This window comes from Herbidospora yilanensis (genome assembly GCF_001570565.1).
GTDB lineage: Bacteria > Actinomycetota > Actinomycetes > Streptosporangiales > Streptosporangiaceae > Herbidospora > Herbidospora yilanensis.
In genome coordinates this window covers 194,052-213,586 of sequence record NZ_BBXE01000023.1, presented here as the reverse complement: position 1 = coordinate 213,586, position 19,535 = coordinate 194,052, and the positions used below count along the sequence as shown (strand labels likewise).

At 70.3% G+C, this 19,535-nt stretch carries 20 protein-coding genes; 9 read left to right on the top strand and 11 right to left on the bottom strand.

All coding sequences use genetic code 11. The features are described from left to right. Window positions 1–85: 85 nt before the first annotated feature. Window positions 86–1,987: an ABC transporter ATP-binding protein gene (locus tag AW273_RS18345; protein WP_062349580.1), complete on the top strand. Its 1,902-nt coding sequence runs from the start codon at window positions 86–88 to the stop codon at window positions 1,985–1,987. Between the two features lie 7 nt (window positions 1,988–1,994). On the opposite strand, the gene AW273_RS18340 is transcribed toward AW273_RS18345, so the two are convergent. The 3 genes from AW273_RS18340 to AW273_RS18330 form a co-directional block, all read right to left on the bottom strand. Continuing rightward, window positions 1,995–3,440 carry a peptidoglycan D,D-transpeptidase FtsI family protein gene (locus tag AW273_RS18340; RefSeq protein WP_062349538.1) on the bottom strand — a complete coding sequence of 482 codons (1,446 nt, stop codon included), beginning with the start codon at window positions 3,438–3,440 and terminating at the stop codon, window positions 1,995–1,997. 74 nt (window positions 3,441–3,514) lie between these two features. Then, window positions 3,515–3,892 (bottom strand): MerR family transcriptional regulator, encoded by a 378-nt coding sequence (locus tag AW273_RS18335; protein ID WP_030456635.1) that lies wholly within the window; start codon window positions 3,890–3,892, stop codon window positions 3,515–3,517. 39 nt (window positions 3,893–3,931) lie between these two features. Next, window positions 3,932–4,564 carry a TetR/AcrR family transcriptional regulator gene (locus tag AW273_RS18330; protein WP_062349537.1) on the bottom strand — a complete coding sequence of 211 codons (633 nt, stop codon included), beginning with the start codon at window positions 4,562–4,564 and terminating at the stop codon, window positions 3,932–3,934. A 73-nt stretch (window positions 4,565–4,637) separates the two neighbouring features. Between AW273_RS18330 and AW273_RS18325 the strand changes: the two genes are divergently transcribed. Next, complete coding sequence (locus AW273_RS18325) at window positions 4,638–5,885, top strand: GH1 family beta-glucosidase (protein ID WP_062349536.1); 1,248 nt, start codon at window positions 4,638–4,640, stop codon at window positions 5,883–5,885. A 10-nt stretch (window positions 5,886–5,895) separates the two neighbouring features. On the opposite strand, the gene AW273_RS18320 is transcribed toward AW273_RS18325, so the two are convergent. Next, a complete protein-coding gene (locus AW273_RS18320; protein ID WP_062349535.1) occupies window positions 5,896–6,774 on the bottom strand; it encodes a coiled-coil domain-containing protein in 879 nt (292 codons plus the stop codon). Between the two features lie 203 nt (window positions 6,775–6,977). Here AW273_RS18320 and AW273_RS18315 point away from each other — a divergent pair, with 203 nt between their 5' ends. Further along, a complete protein-coding gene (locus AW273_RS18315; RefSeq protein ID WP_062349534.1) occupies window positions 6,978–8,414 on the top strand; it encodes an aldehyde dehydrogenase in 1,437 nt (478 codons plus the stop codon). Between the two features lie 63 nt (window positions 8,415–8,477). Here the strand turns inward: AW273_RS18315 and AW273_RS18310 are convergent, their stop codons facing one another. Further along, on the bottom strand, window positions 8,478–9,233 hold the full coding sequence (locus AW273_RS18310; protein ID WP_232327484.1) for an alpha/beta hydrolase: 756 nt from the start codon (window positions 9,231–9,233) through the stop codon (window positions 8,478–8,480). Window positions 9,234–9,402: 169 nt separating this feature from the next. Between AW273_RS18310 and typA the strand changes: the two genes are divergently transcribed. Next, window positions 9,403–11,256, top strand: a complete 1,854-nt coding sequence (gene typA / locus AW273_RS18305) for a translational GTPase TypA (protein WP_062349532.1) — start codon at window positions 9,403–9,405, stop codon at window positions 11,254–11,256. A 92-nt stretch (window positions 11,257–11,348) separates the two neighbouring features. After that, window positions 11,349–11,975, top strand: coding sequence for a superoxide dismutase family protein (locus AW273_RS18300; protein ID WP_062349531.1), 627 nt, complete (start codon window positions 11,349–11,351; stop codon window positions 11,973–11,975). A 125-nt stretch (window positions 11,976–12,100) separates the two neighbouring features. Here the strand turns inward: AW273_RS18300 and AW273_RS18295 are convergent, their stop codons facing one another. Genes AW273_RS18295 through AW273_RS18285 form a run of 3 tightly spaced genes read right to left on the bottom strand, consistent with a single transcriptional unit; the run spans window position 12,101 to window position 13,796 of the window. After that, entirely contained in the window at window positions 12,101–12,724 is a 624-nt protein-coding gene (locus tag AW273_RS18295) for a DUF2461 domain-containing protein (protein ID WP_062349530.1), read from the bottom strand. Between the two features lie 9 nt (window positions 12,725–12,733). Continuing rightward, window positions 12,734–13,504, bottom strand: a complete 771-nt coding sequence (locus tag AW273_RS18290) for a polysaccharide deacetylase family protein (protein ID WP_232327483.1) — start codon at window positions 13,502–13,504, stop codon at window positions 12,734–12,736. 28 nt (window positions 13,505–13,532) lie between these two features. Continuing rightward, complete coding sequence (locus tag AW273_RS18285; RefSeq protein ID WP_232320237.1) at window positions 13,533–13,796, bottom strand: hypothetical protein; 264 nt, start codon at window positions 13,794–13,796, stop codon at window positions 13,533–13,535. Between the two features lie 260 nt (window positions 13,797–14,056). Here AW273_RS18285 and AW273_RS18280 point away from each other — a divergent pair, with 260 nt between their 5' ends. Continuing rightward, window positions 14,057–14,974 (top strand): anti-sigma factor RsbA family regulatory protein, encoded by a 918-nt coding sequence (locus AW273_RS18280; protein ID WP_369409043.1) that lies wholly within the window; start codon window positions 14,057–14,059, stop codon window positions 14,972–14,974. On the opposite strand, the gene AW273_RS18275 is transcribed toward AW273_RS18280, so the two are convergent. After that, entirely contained in the window at window positions 14,971–15,390 is a 420-nt protein-coding gene (locus AW273_RS18275) for a hypothetical protein (protein ID WP_157555901.1), read from the bottom strand. The two genes, AW273_RS18280 and AW273_RS18275, sit on opposite strands and share 4 nt — an antisense overlap. A 20-nt stretch (window positions 15,391–15,410) precedes the next feature. On the opposite strand from AW273_RS18275, the gene AW273_RS18270 reads away from it, so the two are divergent. Beyond that, complete coding sequence (locus AW273_RS18270) at window positions 15,411–15,740, top strand: YciI family protein (RefSeq protein ID WP_062349527.1); 330 nt, start codon at window positions 15,411–15,413, stop codon at window positions 15,738–15,740. Between the two features lie 35 nt (window positions 15,741–15,775). Here AW273_RS18270 and AW273_RS18265 read toward each other — a convergent pair whose 3' ends face one another. Then, window positions 15,776–16,363 (bottom strand): sigma-70 family RNA polymerase sigma factor, encoded by a 588-nt coding sequence (locus AW273_RS18265; protein WP_157555899.1) that lies wholly within the window; start codon window positions 16,361–16,363, stop codon window positions 15,776–15,778. A gap of 227 nt (window positions 16,364–16,590) precedes the next feature. Here AW273_RS18265 and AW273_RS18260 point away from each other — a divergent pair, with 227 nt between their 5' ends. Both AW273_RS18260 and AW273_RS18255 read left to right on the top strand, forming a co-directional pair. Continuing rightward, window positions 16,591–17,661 carry a PLP-dependent cysteine synthase family protein gene (locus AW273_RS18260; RefSeq protein ID WP_062349525.1) on the top strand — a complete coding sequence of 357 codons (1,071 nt, stop codon included), beginning with the start codon at window positions 16,591–16,593 and terminating at the stop codon, window positions 17,659–17,661. A 19-nt stretch (window positions 17,662–17,680) separates the two neighbouring features. Then, entirely contained in the window at window positions 17,681–18,169 is a 489-nt protein-coding gene (locus AW273_RS18255; RefSeq protein WP_062349524.1) for a DUF6461 domain-containing protein, read from the top strand. 104 nt (window positions 18,170–18,273) lie between these two features. On the opposite strand, the gene ftsY is transcribed toward AW273_RS18255, so the two are convergent. Continuing rightward, window positions 18,274–19,428, bottom strand: a complete 1,155-nt coding sequence (gene ftsY, locus AW273_RS18250) for a signal recognition particle-docking protein FtsY (protein ID WP_062349523.1) — start codon at window positions 19,426–19,428, stop codon at window positions 18,274–18,276. Between the last annotated feature and the right edge of the window lie 107 nt (window positions 19,429–19,535).

Sequence of the window (19,535 nt, the reverse complement as noted above, 5' to 3'; positions counted from 1 at the left end):
CCGGAACGTGCCCAGATCGCATTCCGGTTTGGCCCACGACATCCTTGGTGCCGCTTTGTCGGTGGGCGGCCGCACACTGACGAGCATGACCGTCACCCCCGTCGACAGGGACGACCCATCAGAAAGCGATGACCTTCCGGATTTCTCCGATCTGACCACCAACGACTGGCACGCCCACGACGACCTGATGAGCAACATCGGGTTCCTGACCGTCGCCCGGCGGCTGCCCGCCCTCATCGTCCAGGGGTGCCGCATGGCCTGGGAGGCCAGCCCCCGCGACACCGCCGCCACGATCGCGCTCAACGTGCTGGGCGGGGTCTTCACCGCGTTCGGGCTGCTGGCCACCGCGGGCGTGCTGGAGGCGCTGTTCGCGGCCGGGCCCACTCCCGAGCGGGTGCGCGACGCGCTGCCCGCCCTGCTGGTCGTCGGCGCCGCCGCGGTCACCCGCGCCCTGGTGCAGGCGGGCGCGGGACTGGCGCAGTCGCGGCTCCAGCCGCAGGTCCTGCGCATCGCCGAGAAGCGCCTCTACGGGCTGACCTCCCGGGTCGACCTGATCAGGTTCGACGACCCCGAGTTCCACGACACGCTCCAGCGGGCCCGCACCAGCGGCGTCAACTCCTCCGACGAGGTGGTCGGCTCCGCCGTCGACGTGCTGACCGCCGCGATCGGCCTGGTCGCGGCGGGCGGCGTCCTCGGGGTGCTGCACCCGGTCCTGCTTCCGCTGCTCCTGCTGGCCGTGCTGCCCGACGCGTGGGCCACGGTCCGGTCGGCCCGCATGCGCTACACGACGATGTTGTCGCTGCTGCCGGTCTACCGCCGCAAGTGGATCGTCAGCGAACTGCTGGCCGACCGGAACACCGCCGCCGAGGTGCGCTCGTTCACGATGCGCGGCTTCCTGCTCCGCGTCTACGACATGGTGGCCCGCACCCAGCAGGACGTGCTGGTCGACCTGGCCCGCCGCCAGGCCACGGCCGGGATCATCGGCCAGGCGCTCGGCGGCGTCGGCACCGCTCTGGTGTTCGTGGCCCTCGGCCTGCTGCTGGCGGGCGGCCAGGTCGAGCTCGCGATCGCGGGCACGGCGGTGCTGGCGGTCCGCACGGGCCAGGGCGCCCTGCAGAACCTCCTCTACAGCGTCAACCGGCTCTACGAGAACGGCCTCTACTTCACCGACTTCCTCGACTTCTGCACCGCCGGGGAGTCGACGCCGGGCATGGCGGGCACGGAGACGCCGCCCCGCCGCTTCGGCCGCATCACCGCCGAGAACCTGGTGTTCGCCTATCCCGGCAAGGACACCCCGGCCCTCAAGGGCGTGTCGGTCCATCTCGACCACGGCGAGGTGGTCGCCCTGGTCGGCGAGAACGGCTCCGGCAAGACCACCCTCGCCAAGATCCTGGCCGGTCTCTACGAGCCCCAGTCGGGCCGCGTGTGCTGGGACGACACCGACCTGGCCACGGTCGACGCCCACGAGTTGCGCGGCCGCATCGCGGTCATCGCCCAAGACCACACCCGCTGGCCCCTGTCGGCCCGTCACAACATCACCATGGGCCTGCAGAAGAGCGAGGACGCGGTGATCCGGGCGGCCGGGGTCGCCGGGGCCGACGAGGTCATCGACGAACTCCCCCACGGCTACCGCACCCTCCTGGACCGCCGCTTCAAGGACGGCCAGGAGTTGTCGGGCGGCCAGTGGCAGCGCATCGCGGTGGCGCGGGGCTTCTACCGCGACGCCCCGCTGCTCATCTGCGACGAACCGACGGCGGCCCTCGACGCGCGGGCCGAGCACGCCCTGTTCGAACGCATCCGCGCCCACGCCGACGGGCGCACCGTCCTGCTCATCACCCACCGCCTGGCCAGCGTCCGCTACGCCGACCGCGTCTACGTCCTCGACCACGGCCTGGTCGTCGAGGAGGGCACCCACGACGAACTGATCGACCGCCAGGGCATCTACGCCGACCTCTACGGCCTCCAGGCCAGCGCCTACCAGAGCTAGAGCAGGGCTAGAGCAGGGCGCGAATGACCGCCCGGGCGATGGGGGCGGCCACCCGGCCGCCGAAGCCGCCGTGTTCGACCAGGACGCCGACGGCCACCACCGGGTCGTCGGCGGGGGCGAAGGCGGTGAAGATCGCGTGATCGGAGCCCTCGTTCTCGGCGGTGCCGGTCTTGGCCGCGACCTTCACGCCCGGGATCGCGGCGGCGGTGCCGGTGCCGCCGGGGCCGGTGACGGCGACCATCATCTCGGTCAGCCGGTCGGCCACGGCCGCCGGCATCGCGTCGCGGTATTCGGCGGGGTCGGTCGAGCGCACGATCGTGCCGTCGCGCAGGCGCACCTCGTCGACCAGGTAGGGGCGCATCAGGCTGCCCCCGTTGGCCACCGCCGCCGAGATCATCGCGATGCTCAGGGGGGTGGCGCGGTCGTCGTACTGGCCGATGGCGCTCATCGCGGTCTGGGCGCGGTCGAGACCGGTCGGGTAGACGCTGGCGGCGACGGCCAGCGGGACCTTCAGGCCCGCGTCGCCGAAGCCGAAGGCGGCCGCCCAGCGGCCCAGCTCCTCCTCGCCGAGTTCGAGGCCGAGGTCGGCGAAGGCGGTGTTGCACGACATCACGAAGGCGTCCAGGAGCGCGGGGGTGCCGTCGCCGCACTCCGCGCCGCCGGAGTTGCGCAACCACGTCTGGGTGCCGGGCAGCTTCATCCGGGCGGGGGCCCGCACCTCGGTCTCGGGGTCGTAGTCGCCCGACGCGAGGGCCGCCGCCGCGGTGATCACCTTGAAGGTCGAGCCGGGCGGGTAGTTCTCCCCGATCGCGCGGTTCAGCAGCGGCCGCGCGGGGTCCCGTTGCAGTTCGCGGTCGTACGCCGCCAGCTCCTCCGCCGAGAAGGTCGCGAGCCGGTTGGGGTCGTAGGAGGGCAGCGAGACCATGGCGAGGATCGCGCCCGTGCGGGGGTCGAGGGCGACCACGGCGCCGTGCCTGCCCGTGGCGGCCAGGCCGTCGTAGGCGGCCTGCTGGGCGCGGGAGTCGAGCGTCAGCGTCACGGTGGCGCCGCGGTCGATGTCCTTGAGGAGCGCGCGGACCCGTACCCGCGGATCCTCGCCGGTCAGGGAGGCGTCTTCGGCGCCCTCGATGCCGGTCGTCCGGTAGAGGGAGGCGTAGCCGGTGGCGGCGGCGTAGACGGGGCCGTGGGGGTAGACGCGGCGGTAGCCGAACCGCTGGTCGCTGACACGTTCGCTGGCCGCGACCACGGTGCCGTCGCGCAGCCGCACCTCGCCCCGGGGTTCGTCGAACCGCAGGATCATGGTCCGGTTGTTGCGCGGGTCGGCGGTCAGGTCGTCGTACCGGAACGCCTGGATGTAGGTGACGTTGCCGAGCAGTGCGAACAACATCAGCCCGGACACCGCCGCGACCCCGCGCAGCGGCACGTTCATGCGCCCGGCGCGCGGACCCGCCATGTAGCCCCCTCCTCCAGAGTCCGGTCTAACAGCCGGACCGGAAAGAGGGGGCTCGCGGTGGGTAAAGCGGGGAACTAGATCGCTTCGGGGACGATCACGTGGTCCTTGTAGTAGTCGATCTTGCGCTGGATCGCGCCCTGCTTGTGGCGCAGGTCGGCGACCTGCTCCTCGACCTGGCGGTCGTGCGCCTCCAGCAGGCGGATGCGCTCGGGGATGGTGTGGTCGCCCGCGCGGGTCAGCTCGGCGAAGCGCAACATCTCGGCGATCGGCATGCCCGTGTCGCGCAGGCAGCGGATCATGCCGAGCCAGCCCACGTCGCCGTCGGTGAACCTGCGCTGACCGGCCGAGTTGCGGCCGACGTTGCCGAGGAGCCCGATCCGTTCGTAGTACCTGAGCGTGTCGAGGCTGAACCCCGTCTCCTCGACGACCTGTCCTGGTGTGTAAACGGCCATGCACGGCATCATCACACCTGGAGTCGGCTCCAGGTCAAGCTAGCCGAGGTGGTCGGACAGGTAGCGGCGGACCAGCCTCTTGCACTCGGCGATCAGGTCGGGGTCGCCGTCGGGGCAGGCCCGGAAGGCGAGCTTGAGCACGGCGTCGGCGGCCTCGACGGCCACCACGAACGCGCGCGCCTGGACCTCTCCGGCGGGCACCCCGATGAGGTCGATCAGCAGCCCGCGCAGCCGGTCGGCGACGACGAGGTTGTCTTCGAGCGCCTCGTCGAGCATCCGGGAGGTGCCCGGCGCGGCCAGCGTGAGGCCGAAGTCGAAGACGCTGAAGCCGGGCGTCGACCGCTTCATCCACACGAACTCGTCGATCACGAGGTCGGTGGCCTCGGTCCAGTCGTTGATCGTGGTGTGCGCCAGGGTGGCGCTGATCCGGGCGAGGTAGGCCTCCAGGTTGCGGTAGGCCAGCGCGCGGACCAGCCCCTGCTTGTCGGGGAAGAACTGGTAGAAGGTGCCGATGGGGACCTCGGCCCTGCGGGCGACCTCTTTGGTGGTCAGGCCCTCGTAACCCACCTCGTCGAGCAGCCGGGCGCACTCGTCGAGCATGCGCTCCACCCTCTCGGCGCTCCTGCGCTGGGCGGGTTTGCGGCGCAGGGTGCCGGTGGCGGTTTTTGTCATGGCCCCATTTTCTCCCGATTCGATTGCCAACGAGTTAACCTGAGTCGCACTCGTGTTCTAGGGGGGACCGCTGATGTTCCTGTGGGGCGCGGCCACGGCCGCCTTCCAGATCGAAGGGGCGCTCTCGGACGACGGCCGCGGGCCCTCGATCTGGGACTCCTTCGGGCCGATCCGCGACGGCCACACGGCCGAGGTGGCGTGCGACAGCTACCGCCGCTGGGCCGACGACGTGGCGCTGCTGGCCGATCTCGGGGTGAACGCCTACCGCTTCTCGGTGTCCTGGACCCGCGTCCAGCCCGACGGGACCGGCCCGGCGAACCCGAAGGGCCTCGACCACTACGAGCGGCTGGTCGACGCCCTGCTGGCGGCCGGGATCACCCCCGCGCTCACGCTGTTCCACTGGGACCTCCCGGCGGCCCTCCCCGGCTGGCTCGACCGGGACACCGCCCACCGGTTCGCCGACTACGCCTCCCTGGTGGCCGGGCGGCTCGCCGACCGGGTCGGCCTGTGGATCACCCTGAACGAGCCGTTCGTGCACACCGTCTACGGCCACGCCCTCGGCGTCCACGCCCCCGGGCAGGCGCTCTTCCTGGACGCCCTGCCGGCCGCCCACCACCAGCTCCTCGGCCACGGCCTGGCCGTCGACGCGCTGCGCGCGGCCGGGGCCCCGACGGTGTTGATCACCAACAACCTGACCCCCGTGTGGCCCGCCTCGGACTCCCCCGAGGACGTCGCGGCGGCCCGCGCCTACGACGCCCTGCACAACCGGATGTTCAACGACCCGGTGTTCCTCGGCGAATATCCGGACCTGCGTGCCTTCGGCCTGGACACGATGCCCGGCCTCCGCGACGGCGACCTGGCGATCATCGGCCGTCCGATCGACGGCCTGGGGGTCAACTACTACAACCCCACCCGCGTCTCGGCCCCGCGGTCGCCCGAACTCCCCTTCACCGACGCGGGCGTCGAGGGCTACCCTGCCACCGCGTTCGGCTGGCCCGTCGTCCCCGACGGCCTGCGCGAGCTCCTCACCGGCCTGCACGAGCGCTACCGGGTGCCCCTCTACGTCACCGAGAACGGCTGCTCCTACGAGGGGATCGACGACCACGACCGCGTCGCCTACCTCGACGGGCACATCGACGCGGCGCTCCGGTCCGACGCCGACGTGCGGGGCTACTTCGTCTGGTCGCTGCTCGACAACTTCGAGTGGGCCGAGGGCTACCACCAGCGCTTCGGGCTGGTCCACGTCGACTTCGAGACGGGCGAGCGCACCCCGAAGGCGTCGTACCGGTGGTACCGGGAGCGGATCGCCCGGGGCGCCTGACCCCGGACCGTCAGAGCACCGACACGTGGACGTGGTCGTAGTGGTTGGCGGTCGCGCCGCCGCGGTTGGCCATCATCTTGCCGGGGGCGCCGGTGCGGATGTCGTAGTACTTCTGCTGCCAGATGACGTACATGATGCCGAGGGCACGGCCGTTGGTGAGGCACCACTGGAGCAGGGCGTCGCCGCGGGCCTTGTTCGCGCCGGCGGCCATGCTGCCGCCGCCGGACATCATGAAGTCGCAGGCCCGGCCCTTGCCGTGTTCGCCGAAGTCGCCGGGACGCAGGCACCCCACGCCGTAGGGCATCGGGAACTGGGCCATGATCGCATTGCGGATGCTGACCATGCGGGCGGTCAGGCCGCTGCCCGCGTCGGGGGTCTGGAAGCCGAACTTGGCCAGCAGCTTCTCGACGTCGCGCTGCTTGGCCTTCAGCTCCTTGATGTCCTTTTCGAGCTGGTCGACCTTCTGGTCGGCCTCTTTGGCGGCCTGTTTCTGCCGGTCGATGAGGCGCTGGACGTTGCCGAGCCGCTCGATCTTCTCGCTCGACAGGTAGGTGAGGGTGGCCGCGTTCCCGGGGTCGGACGACATCGAGAAGATGCTGACGGTGTCGAGGCCGCCGCCCATGTAGGAGGTCTGCGCGAACTGGATCGCCCGGCGTTCGGCCGCGCCGAGGTCGCGCCGCAGCTTCTTGACCCGCGCGTCGGCCCGCTGGGCGGCCTTGCGGGTGTCGTCGAGGGTGGCGATCTCGCCCCGGTAGGCCTTCTGGAGGTCGGCGGCCTGCTTGGTCAGCTTGTTCAGCCGGGCCTGCCGGTCGGGTTCGGCGGCCGAGGGCGACACGCAGAGGGAGAGCAGGAGACCGGAGACGAGGAGAGCCACGAGTGCCCGCCGCATGTGTCCCTCCCCTCCCAGTCGGACCGAAACTATAGGAGGCGATCTTGGTGGTCGCCACCCGAACCAGGGAACCCATGCGCCTTTGGCGAAGATTCGTCCATTTTGTATGGGACGAGATGATGCGCGAGGACTGTCCCATCCTTGCCAAGGCCTCACAGAACATGATTCGGTCGGGTGCGGCAGACCTTACGGAGGTGCATTCCATGATCCGGCACGAGACGCTCTTCATCGGCGGCGACTGGGTTCCCCCGGCGGGCACCGGCACGATCGACGTGGTCTCCCCCCATACGGAGGAGATCGTCGGCAGGGTCCCCGAAGGCACCCCGGCCGACCTCGACCGGGCCGTCGCCGCCGCGCGGCAGGCCTTCGACCACGGCCCGTGGCCGCGCCTGACGATGGCCGAGCGGGCCGAGGCGCTGGGCCGCCTGGCCGGGCTCTACGCGGCCCGCGCCGCCGAGCTCGCCGACCTGATCACCCTGGAGATGGGCTCGCCCATCACCTTCTCCCACTTCGGCCAGGTCGGCCCGCCGACCGGGGTGCTCCAGTGGTACGCCGAACTCGGCAAGACCTTCCAGGTGGAGGAGGAGCGGCCGGGCATGTTCGGCGCGGTCACCGTCCGCCGGGAGCCGGTGGGCGTGGTGGCGGCCGTGGTGCCGTGGAACGTCCCGCAGTTCGTCATCATGACCAAGCTGGCCCCCGCCCTGCTCGCGGGCTGCACGGTCGTGGTGAAGCCCGCGCCGGAGACCCCGCTCGACGGCTACGTCCTGGCCGAGGTGATCCGCGAGGCGGGGCTCCCGCCGGGTGTGGTCAACATCGTCGCGGCCGGGCGCGAGGCGGGCGAGCACCTGGTCTCCCACCCCGGGATCGACAAGGTCGCCTTCACCGGCTCGACGGCCGCCGGGCGGCGCATCGCCTCGATCTGCGGCGAGCAGCTCAAGCGGGTCAGCCTCGAACTCGGCGGCAAGTCGGCCGCGATCATCCTCGACGACTGCGACCTGCCCTCGGCGATGGGCATGTTCTCGATCGCCGCCCTCCTCAACAGCGGCCAGGCCTGCGTGGCGCAGACCCGGATCCTGGCCAGCCGCGGCCGCTACGACGAGGTCGTGCAGGCGGTCGCCGAGATGGCCGCCGGGCAGCAGGTCGGCGACCCGGCCGACCCGGCCACCGGCATCGGCCCGATGGTCGCCAAGCGCCAGCAGGAACGGGTGGAGGGCTACATCCGCATCGGTCTGGAGGAGGGCGCGAAGGCCGTCGTCGGCGGCCTCGACCGCCCGTTCGACCGCGGCTGGTACGTCGCCCCCACGGTCTTCGCCGACGCCACCAACGACATGCGGATCGCCCGCGAGGAGATCTTCGGCCCGGTCCTGACGGTGATCCCCTACGACGACGAGGCCGACGCCGTGCGCATCGCCAACGACAGCGACTACGGCCTGTCGGGCAGCGTGTGGACCGCCGACGCCGACCACGGGATGGACATCGCCCGCCAGGTCCGCACCGGCACCTACGGCGTCAACATGATGAACCCGCTGGAGAGCGGCAACCCGTTCGGCGGCTTCAAGGCCAGCGGCATCGGCCGCGAACTCGGGCCGGAGGGGCTGGCGGGCTACCTGGAGTACAAGAGCATCGCGCGGCTGGGCTGAGCCTCCGGGATCACCGGGAGGGTGCCCAACACGCCCCCGCGACGCTGGGCCCCTCCCGCACGTTCATGTAGACGACGCCTGCGCCGATTTGGTTCGCGCGAAAATCCATTCTTCGATGCGCCGGATCAGATGGGCGCTCGCGGCGTTCTCCGCGTGCCCGAAACCGGGCTCGACCCAGAGCTCCTTCGGCTCGTTCGCGCACGCGTAGAGCTGCTCGGCGTGCTCCAGCGGGAAGAACGTGTCGTCGTCGCCGTGGACGATCAGCAGCGGCGCCGGCGTGACGAGCGGCACCGCCTCGTAGGGCGCGAGCGGGATCGGGTCCCAGGTGCCGACCTTTATCCGGGTGCGTTTGGCCAGCCGGGCGGCCAGCCGGCCCGATCTGCGTTCGATCGCCCAGTGGACCGTGCGCATCGGGCGGGTGCCCCGGTAGTACCAGCGCGCCGGGCCGCTCACCGAGACGACCGCGTCGACGCCCCGGTTGAGCGCGGCGTGCCGGACCGCCACGGCGGCCCCCATCGAGAAGCCGACGGTCGCCACCCTGGCGTAGTGGGCGCGCGCGTGGCGTACCGCCGAATCGAGGTCGAGGACCTCCAGGTCGCCGACCGTGCTCAGCCCGGACGAACGGCCGTGCCCCCGGAAGTCGAACGCGATCACCCCGGCGTGGCGGGCGAACGCGGCGGCGATGCGCCGGTTGGCCGGGGAACGCCAGGTTCCGGTGAAGCCGTGGGCCAGCACGATCCCGAGATCGCCGTCGCCGGGCAGGTGCGCCGCGTCGATCCGGACACCGTCAGGAGTGCGCAACATGGCCCCATAGATCATGGGGGCAACATTACGACGCTGTGAATTGTCGCCCTCTTGCGGGCGGCAGGCTCGGAGCGGTAATGGCGATCAACTAAAATGGGAAGGTCGCGCCATTGCGCGGCCGAACGCGTCTCCCGATCGGGAGCGAGACGCGGCACCGCCCCGACGACCAGAGCGAGACTCAACTATGCCTATGAACAGCCGCGACGACCTGCGGAACCTCGCGATCATCGCGCACGTCGACCATGGCAAGACGACGCTCGTCGACGCCATGCTGTGGCAGTCCGGGGCGTTCCGCGCCAATCAGGACGTCGACGACCGCGTCATGGACTCCAACGACCTCGAGCGCGAGAAGGGCATCACCATCCTCGCGAAGAACACCGCCGTGAAGCACGGCGGTGTCACCCTCAACATCATCGACACGCCCGGCCACGCCGACTTCGGCGGCGAGGTCGAGCGCGGCCTGTCGATGGTCGACGGTGTGGTCCTGCTCGTCGACGCCTCCGAGGGCCCGCTGCCCCAGACCCGGTTCGTGCTCCGCAAGGCCCTGTCGGCCAAGATGCCGGTCATCCTGTGCATCAACAAGGTCGACCGCCCCGACGCCCGCATCGCCGAGGTCGTCGACGAGGTCTACGAGCTCTTCATGGACCTCGACGCCACGGAGGAGCAGATCGACTTCCCGATCGTCTACGCGTCGGCCAAGGCCGGCCGGGCCTCGCTGAACCGCCCGGCCGACGGCGGCATGCCCGACGAGGAGAACCTCGAGCCCCTGTTCGAGACGATCTTCAAGACGATCCCGGCCCCGGTCTACGACCCGGTGGCCCCGCTCCAGGCCCACGTCACCAACCTCGACGCGTCCAGCTACCTGGGCCGCATCGCGTTGTGCCGGATCCACCAGGGTGAGATCAAGAAGGGCCAGCAGGTGGCCTGGTGCCGCACCGACGGCTCGATCCAGCGGGTGAAGATCACCGAACTGCTGATGACCGACGCGCTGGAGCGCAAGCCGGCCGACTCGGCGGGCCCCGGCGACATCATCGCCATCGCCGGCATCCCCGACATCATGATCGGCGAGACCCTCGCCGACCCCGAAGACCCGCGCCCGCTGCCGCTGATCACGGTCGACGAGCCGGCGATCTCGATGACCATCGGCACCAACACCTCGCCGCTGGTCGGCCGGGTCAAGGGCAGCAAGGTCACCGCCCGCATGGTGAAGGACCGGCTCGACAAGGAGCTGGTCGGCAACGTGTCGCTGCGGATCCTGCCGACCGAGCGGCCCGACTCGTGGGAGGTCCAGGGCCGCGGCGAGCTCGCGCTGGCCATCCTGGTCGAGCAGATGCGCCGCGAGGGCTACGAGCTGACCGTCGGCAAGCCCCAGGTCGTCACCAAGGAGATCGACGGCAAGCGCCACGAGCCCGTCGAGCGCCTCACCGTCGACTGCCCCGAGGAATACCTGGGCGCGATCACCCAGCTCCTGGCCGTCCGCAAGGGCCGCATGGAGCACATGACCAACCACGGCACGGGCTGGATCCGGATGGAGTTCATCGTCCCGGCCCGCGGCCTGATCGGCTTCCGCACCGAGTTCCTCACCGAGACCCGCGGCACCGGGCTCGTCCACCACGTCTTCGAGGCCTACGAGCCGTGGTTCGGCGAGCTGCGCACCCGCAACAACGGCTCCCTGGTCGCCGACCGCTCCGGCCCGGTCACCGCGTTCGCGATGACCAACCTCCAGGAGCGCGGCGTGCTGTTCGTCGGCCCCGGCACCGAGGTGTACGAAGGCATGATCGTCGGCGAGAACTCGCGCAGCGACGACATGGACGTCAACATCACCAAGGAGAAGAAGCTCACCAACATGCGGTCCTCGACCGCCGACGTCACCGAGACGCTGATCCCGCCGCGCCAGCTCTCGCTGGAGCAGGCGCTGGAGTTCATCCGCGACGACGAGTGCGTCGAGATCACCCCCGAGACGGTGCGCATCCGCAAGGTCGTGCTCGACGCCTCCACCCGGGGCCGGACCGCCGCGCGGGCCAAGCGCGCCAACTAGATAACGAGATCGCTTCGGCCTTTCTCCGTGCGAGCCTCCACCCTCTGTGCTTGCCTAGTCACGCAGAGTTGTGATTTGAGGGGGAGGCTCGCATGCCGGGCAAGATTCATCTCGCGCTCGCCGGAGCGCTGCTCACGGGTGTCGGCGTCATCGGGGCCACGACGGTCGCCGAGGCCGGGCCCTGGAGCCGGGGCCGCTCCATCGCGCTCCACGACGCCGCCGGCACCCGCGTGGGCACCGTCGTGGTGCAGCGCAGAGGCGTCACCAAAGTACGGGTGGGGGTCCAGGTCAGAGGGCTGGCTCCGGGCTTCCACGGGTTCCATGTTCACACCACTGGCGTCTGCGACCCCAAGGCGGTCGACCCGGCGACCGGCCAGGTGACGCCGTTCTTCACCGCCGGCGGCCACCTCGACGTCGCCAGGGCCGCCGCGGAGCCCGACACGACGGTGCTGCCGCTGCCGGTCGCGCCGAAGAACCACGGCGACCACGCGGGCGACCTGCCGCCGCTGCTGGCCGGAGACGACGGCGTGGCCGCCGCGTCGTTCATCACCGACCGGTTCAAGGTCGGCAGGCTGACCGACGCCGACGGGGCCGCGTTCGTCGTCCACGCGCTGCCCGACAACCTCGCCCACCTCCCCGAGCGCTACGGCGCGGCCGACGCCGCCACCCTGCGCACCGGCGACGCGGGCGGACGGGTGGTCTGTGGCGTCCTTCGCTGATTGAACTGCAAGTCAGTCACAAGACGCCGGCGGGATCCTCGGAACATGAGAATCGTCAGCGGGGGAACCTACGCGGCGCTCTTGGGCGCCTGGGCGTTGATCGCCCTACTCGTCATCGTGATCGGCTAGCTCAGCCGTACTCGCAGCCAGTCGACCAGCGGGGTGAGCTCGCGCCACGCGGCGCGCACCCGCTGGGTCACCTCGGCGGTGTGGAACCAGGGGTCGGGCTCGAAGCGGTGACCCGCGTAGAGAGTCCGGTGCTTCATCAGTTCGATCCGGGGGTGGTCGAGGGAGACGCCACGGGGGCGCGTCTTCACTCGGTCACCCTCGACCACGAACCGGCCGGGCAGCCCGGCCACGATCTTCTCCAGCTCGGAGCCGTGGTCGTCGTGGTCGACGGCCTCGCGGAAACGGCGGGTCATCTCCCCCGACGCCCACCAGCCGCCGGCCACGTAGAGACCCTCTGCGTCGACCTGGACGTAGTAGCCGACGCCGTCGAGCTTGGCCACGTAGGCGCCCTGGTGGTCTTTGTAGGGCGTCTTGTCCTTGGAGAACCGGACGTCACGGTAGGGGCGGAACACGTGGGGCTCGCCGAACTCGTCCGCCAGCTCGGCCATCAGCTCCTGCATGGGGGCTTTGACGGCGCTGTCGTAGAGGTGCTTGTTGGCGGTCCAGTAGGCCTTGCCGTTGTCGGCGATCAGCCCTTCGTAGAACAGCAGCGCCTCGTCGGGGAACCCGGTGAATGCCATTGGCCCACTTTATTTGGCCCGGTTGTCGAAGTACTTCTTGCCCGGGGTCATCTCGCCGAAGAGCTCGCTGACGGTGACGTACACGAACCCCTTCTTGTCGAGCGCGTCGAGCAGGCGCGGCACCGACCGGACGGTCGACTCGTGGATGTCGTGCAGCAGGATCACCTCGCCGGGCTTGGCCGAGGCCGCCCGCCGGACAATGCGGTCGGGCTTGCGGACCAGCCAGTCCTGGGTGTCGACGCTCCAGATGATCTGGGCCAGCCCGTGGACCCTGCTGACCTCCGCGACCATCTTGCTGGTCGCGCCGTAGGGCGGGCGCATGGTGCGCATGCGCACTCCGGTGATCTTGCGGACGACCTGCTGGGTGCGGGCCAGTTGCCGGTCGACGCCGTCTCGCGACAGGCCCGAGAGCATGGCGTGGTCCCACGAGTGGTTGCCCAGCTCGTGGCCCTCGGCGACCATGCGCTTCAGCACCGGCGCCGACTCGGGCGTGACCAGCTCGCCGAGCACGTAGAAGGTCGCCTTGGCCTGGTGGCGGGCCAGGTGGTTGAGCACCTTGCCGGTCTCGGCGCCGGGCCCGTCGTCGAAGGTCAGCGCGACGCACTTGGCCTTGGCGCAGTCGACCCGCCTGATCGGCGGGAACGGCACCCGGGGGAAGTCGGGCTGCGCGAGCGTCAGCTTGCGGTTCAGCAGATCGGGGTCGGGGGTCTCCGCGTGTACCGGTGGCGTGTTCACCATGACACAGACGGTGACCGCCAGCAGCCGCAGAAATCCCCGCATATTTCGTCCCCCCAGACGTCGTAGGGGGTTATGGATGGTCGTCCACGGCTTCCCCCCGCAGGACCTCGTTCTGGTCCTCCCACCAGGGTGGCACTTCCTTGATCAACCCGGCGTGCCGCCGGGCCACCCGGACGGCGCACCCGCGTGGATCGTCTCCCGGGTGCCGACATCGGGAGGCGCCTTCCCACCAGCGGAAACAGCCATCGCGATAGACGACCACCAGGCCGATCCACACACAGAGCGTAGCGTCGTCGCCCAGCTCGTAGGCGCCGTTCACGCCGAGTTCGATCAAGTCCGAATGCAGTTTTTGTATAGCTGCGCGAGACTCACTCACCGGGGCAACCTCCAGGACGAGACGCGCACATTGGTGGATGTACCCAAATTTGGGACATCACGTAGCGGCGGCATGGAGTAATCATGGGACTCCATCCCGTCATCACGCAGGCGTATTAACCGCAAGGTTGTGCGTCCCGGGAAGTTCCTGCTGTATTCGGTTTATTGTCGCTTCCTGACGCATTGTCGCGACGCAAGACGCTTGTTACGTTCATCCCCGTGCAGGCCGAACGGGGAAGTCGCGGTGCGGTGGCCTTCACGCACCTTGCTGTGCCATATGGGACGAGTGAGGAATACCTCCGGCTGGTGCTGCCGGCCCTCATCGACGGGTTGCGTCGGGGCGACCGCATCCTGTTCGTTGCGCCGGAGGAGAACCTCGACCTGATCCGCGCTCATCTGGGCGCCGACACCTCCCGCATCCGCTCCGTCAGAAGCCAGGACTGGTACGGCCATCCGGCCCGCGTCCTGGCCGAATACTTCGACTACGCGCGCCGGGGCGGCCCGTCGTTGTTCGTCGGGGAGCCCACGTGGCGCACGCCCCGCGACGCGGCCGAATGGGCCAGGGTGGAGGCGATCGTCAACATCGTCTGCGCCTCCCTGAAGGGCGCGGCGCTGTGCGTCTACCGGCGCCCCGCCGACGACGCCCTGCGCACCCACCCCCGCTACCTCGACATGGCCGGGGAGCACCGCAGCCGAGGGTACGTCCCGCCGCAGCGCATGAACTGGGACCCGCCGCCCTTCCCGGCCCCGCCGGAGAGCGCCCGGGTGATGGAGTTCGACCTGCCGACCGTACGCGACATGCGGTCGTTCGTCCGCACCACCGCCACCGAGGCCGGCCTGAGCGACGACGCGGCCGGCTCGCTGGTCCTGGCCGCGGCGGAGATCGCCGCCAACGCGGTCGAACACGGAGCCGGGCACGGCACGGTGACCATCTGGACGGCCGGCACCGACCTGGTCTGCGAGATCACCAACCCCGACGGGGGCGGGATCGAGGTCGAGTTCCCCGGCTACATCCCGCCGGAGCAGGAGTCGCCGCGCGGCTACGGCCTGTGGATCAGCCGCCAGCTCTGCGACCTGATGGAGGTCCAGACGACGGGACGGGAGTCACGCGTCCGCCTGCACATGGCGATGGCCTAGGGCTCCCCTTCGAGGAAGCCGCCGACCACCTGGTAGTCGTCGTACGTCCATGAGCACTCGTGGGGCGGGCACTCGTAGTGGAGGCCCGGCGACGGCACCCGGGGCTCGTCGAAGACGGCGTACACGAGCAACTGCCCGAGCCCGGCCACGACGGCGAGCACGATCCCCGCGACCACCCAGCGCGACAGCGGTCTACGGGGTCTCGGCGGCACGTACTCGCCCCGCATCCGCGCGAAATCCTCTTCGGTCGGCCGCCCGAGAACCGGCTCGGGAGGCCAGGGGGCCGGCTTGTCGTCCACCGGCTCCGGCACGGGGATCTCGGGCCGGGGACGCCGCAGGAAGAACACCACGGCCACGGTCGCCGCGACCGTGGCCGAAAAGAGAATCAACGCCCGGGGCGTGAGTAATCGCCGCACGCCCGGCAGGCTATACCCAGATGATCTCGTTCCCCAGCGCGGCCATGGTCCTCACCGAGGAGGAGTTCCCCGACGTGGTGCGCGACGCCCACGCCGTCATCCAGGAGGCCAAAGACGCGGGTGTCCACGTCTTCGGCGGCGGAATAGACGAAGACGTCGCTCCCGTCCTCGTGGCCGCCGACGGCACGGTGACCGAGGGCACCCATCCCCAGACCGCCCAGTTGAACGGCGGATACACCGTCCTCGACCTGCCCTCCCGCGAGGCGGCACTGGAGTGGGCCCGGAAGATCGCGGCCTCCTGCCGCTGCGCCCAGGAGGTCCGCGCGTTCCAGTACGACCCGCTCGCCTGACGGCGGCGTCTCGGCAAGTGCCGGGGTGCGCCGCGTCAGGCGGCCATGGCCTCCCGCACGACGCCCTCCTCGCGGGCGTAGCCCTCCAGCATGCCCCGGAGCTGACGCCGCCCCCGGTGCAACCGGGACATCACGGTCCCGATGGGGGTCCCCATCCGGTCGGCGATCTCCTTGTAGGCGAACCCCTCGACGTCGGCGAGGTAGACGGCCACCCGGAACTCCTCGGGCAGCGCACGCAATGCGTTCATCACGACGTTGTCGGGCAGCGAGTCGAGCGCCTCGTTCTCGGCCGAGCGCAGCCCCGTCGAGGTGTGAGATTCGGCGGCGGCGAGTTGCCAGTCTTCGATCTCCTCGGCGGCCGACAACTTCGGCGAGCGCTGCTTCTTGCGGTAGTCGTTGATGAAGTTGTTGGTGAGGATCCGGTGGAGCCAGGCCTTGAGGTTGGTGCCTTCGCGGAACTGGTGGTAGGACGTGAACGCCTTGGTGACGGTCTCCTGCACGAGGTCTTCTGCGTCGGCCGGGTTGCGGGTGAGTCGCATGGCTGACGCGTAGAGCTGGCTGGTCACCGGCACGACGTCGCGCTCGAACCAGGCCTGACGCTGCTCGTCGGTCATCGAGATCATGTCATCCCCCCTGCTGAACTCTCCCCCGTTACCCGTCCGATGGCGATCCATGCGGGTAGGGCGGATCCCGTCGTCATCGTTTCAACCGGCCCGTAAGTCGGGCGTTAGGCGGCGCATCGGCGGGCGTGGCATCGGTCACACGCAAGCCGGACAGGTCTCATTATCGTAACACCGAACCCCCTAACCGACGTAAAATGTGTCAAACCACACTCACTACAGTGGCTCACATGAAACACGTGGACCGGCATGACCCCGCGACGCGGACCTGGGTGAACGACGCCATCCGCGCCGTCGAGGCCGACGCCAACCGCAGTTGCGACACCCATCTCCACGTCTTTCCCCTCCCGCCCTCGTGGGGCGTGGACCTCTACCTGAAAGACGAGTCGGTCCACCCGACCGGTTCACTCAAGCACCGGCTGGCCCGCTCCCTCTTCCTTTACGGCCTGTCCAACGGCTGGATCGGCCCCAACACCACGATCATCGAGGCCTCCTCCGGTTCGACCGCGGTCAGCGAGGCGTACTTCGCCCGGCTCCTGGGTCTGCCCTTCATCGCGGTGATCCCAGCCACCACTTCTCCCGAGAAACGGGAGATCATCGAGTTCTACGGCGGCAAGTGCCACCTGGTCGACGACCCGGGGAAGATCTACGAAGAGTCGGCCCGCCTGGCCCTGGAGACCGGCGGCCACTACATGGACCAGTTCACCTACGCCGAACGCGCCACCGACTGGCGCGGCAACAACAACATCGCCGAGAGCATCTACGAGCAGATGGCGATGGAGCGGTTCCCCGTCCCGGCCTGGATCGTGGTCGGCGCGGGCACCGGCGGCACCTCCGCCACGATCGGCCGCTACATCCGCTACCGCCGCCACTCGACCCGGTTGTGCGTGGCCGACCCGGAGGGCTCGTCCTTCTACCCGTCGTGGGTGACGGGCGCCGCCCACCCCGGCACGCCGTCGAGGATCGAGGGCATCGGCCGCCCCCGCGTGGAGCCGTCGTTCCTGCCGATGGTCATCGACCGCATGACCTCGGTCCCCGACGCGACCTCGATCGCCGCGATGCGCTGGGTCAACGAGGTCACCCACCACCAGGTGGGCGCCTCGACGGGCACCAGCGTGGCGGCCGCCATGGAGATCATCCGCGAGATGCGCAGCCACGGCATCAGGGGCAGCGTCGTGACGCTGATCTGCGACAGTTCCAGCCGCTACAAGGGGACGTACGAGAAGGACTCGTGGCTGCGGAAGAACGGCATCGACATCGCCCCCGCCCTGGCGGAGTTCCGGAGTCTCTTCCGTCGGTAGGACCTGGCATGATCGCCCGATGAGGAAGGCCAGCGCCCGCACCTACACGTGGCTCTACCGCGACTCCACCGACGACGCCGGCGACACGTGGCTGGAGGTCGCCTTCGTGCGCGGCCTCTCCCCCGACGACGCGCTCGCCCGGCTCACGCCGGAGAAGGAGCTCTACGCCACCCCGGCCGAAGGCGGCACGGTCGTGTTCTTCGGCGCCCTCAGCAAACATCCCGGCGACCTGACCGCACTGCTGTCCGCCGGCACGGTGGCGGCCCTGGTCGAGGTGACGGTCGACACCGACCGGTTCGCCTACTACGAAGACGGCCGCCTGGTCACCGCGTTCAACCTGTTCACCTACGACACCCGCGAGGGCCTCGACCCCGGCCGGTTCGGAGCCGAGGTCGAAGACCTGCGCCTCCACCTCACGGGCGACTCGGTCGACTTCCCGTCCGACTACGCCGCCCGCGCCCTCGCCCTCGCCGACCGCGCCACGGGCGTGCGCTTACCCCGCGGGTGATTCCGTTACGGCTCCGCCCACCCCGGCACCGACCGCCGCCCCCGGCCCGCGCCGCATCCGGCGCCGTCCCGGCCGCGCCCGCCCCGCGTCAGACGTGCGGAGACCTACGCGTCGCCCAGCAGGGCGTCGACGAAGACCTCGGGGTCGAACGGCGCGAGGTCGTCGGGGCCCTCGCCCAGGCCGACCAGCTTCACCGGCACGCCCAGCTCCCGCTGCACCGAGATCACGATGCCGCCCTTGGCCGTGCCGTCGAGCTTGGTCAGCGCGATGCCCGTGATGTTCACGACCTCGCCGAACACCTGCGCCTGCCGCATGCCGTTCTGCCCGGTCGTCGCGTCGAGGACCAGCAGCACCTCGTCGACCTGGGCCTTCTTCTCGATGACCCGCTTGACCTTGCCGAGCTCGTCCATCAGGCCGGTCTTGGTGTGGAGGCGGCCGGCGGTGTCGACGATCACCACGTCGGCCTTGTCGGCGATGCCCCGAGCCACGGCGTCGAAGGCGACCGACGCCGGGTCGCCGGCCTCGGGCCCGCGGACCACGGGGGCGCCGACACGGTCGCCCCACGTCTGGAGCTGGTCGGCCGCCGCCGCGCGGAAGGTGTCGGCGGCGCCCAGGACGACCGACTTGCCGTCGCCGATCAGCGAGCGGGCCAGCTTGCCGGTCGTGGTCGTCTTGCCGGTGCCGTTGACGCCGACGACCAGGAGGACCGCGGGGCGCTCGCCGGGAGCGGAGGTGTGGAGGGTCCGGTCGAGGCCGGGGTCGATCTGGGTGAGCAGTTCGGCCCGGAGCAGGGCGCGCACCTCGGTGGGCGTGCGGCTGCCGAGGACCTTCACCTTGGTCTTCAGGTCTTCGACCATGGCCCGGGTCGGGGCGACCCCGACGTCGGCCGTGATCAGGGTCTCCTCGATCTCGTCCCACACGTCGTCGTCGAGCCGGTCGCGCGACAGCAGTTCGAGCAGTCCCCGGCCGAGCGTGGTCTGCGAGCGGGCCAGCCGGGCGCGCAGCCGGACCATCCGCCCGGCCGACGGCGGCGGGACCTCGACCTCCGGCGGCTTGACCAGCTCCTCCACCGAAACGGCCGGAGGCGCCACCGTCTCGACCACCTCCTCCTCGACCGGCGGCGCGGGGGCCTGCGGGGTCGGGGCGGGGGGCGGCGGCAGGGTCGTCTTCGACCGCGGCCGTACGAGCAGGGCGGTGGTGCCTATGCCCAGGAGAATGACGACGATGATGATCGCGATGATGCCGATGTACCCATCCACAAAACGTCAGTCTCGCAGAGCTGTGTCTATGGCCGCGCCTCCGGCACGGCGAGCTCGCCGCTCTTGTCCGGCGTCTTCCCTCCTCCGCTCCCGCCGACTCCGTCAGT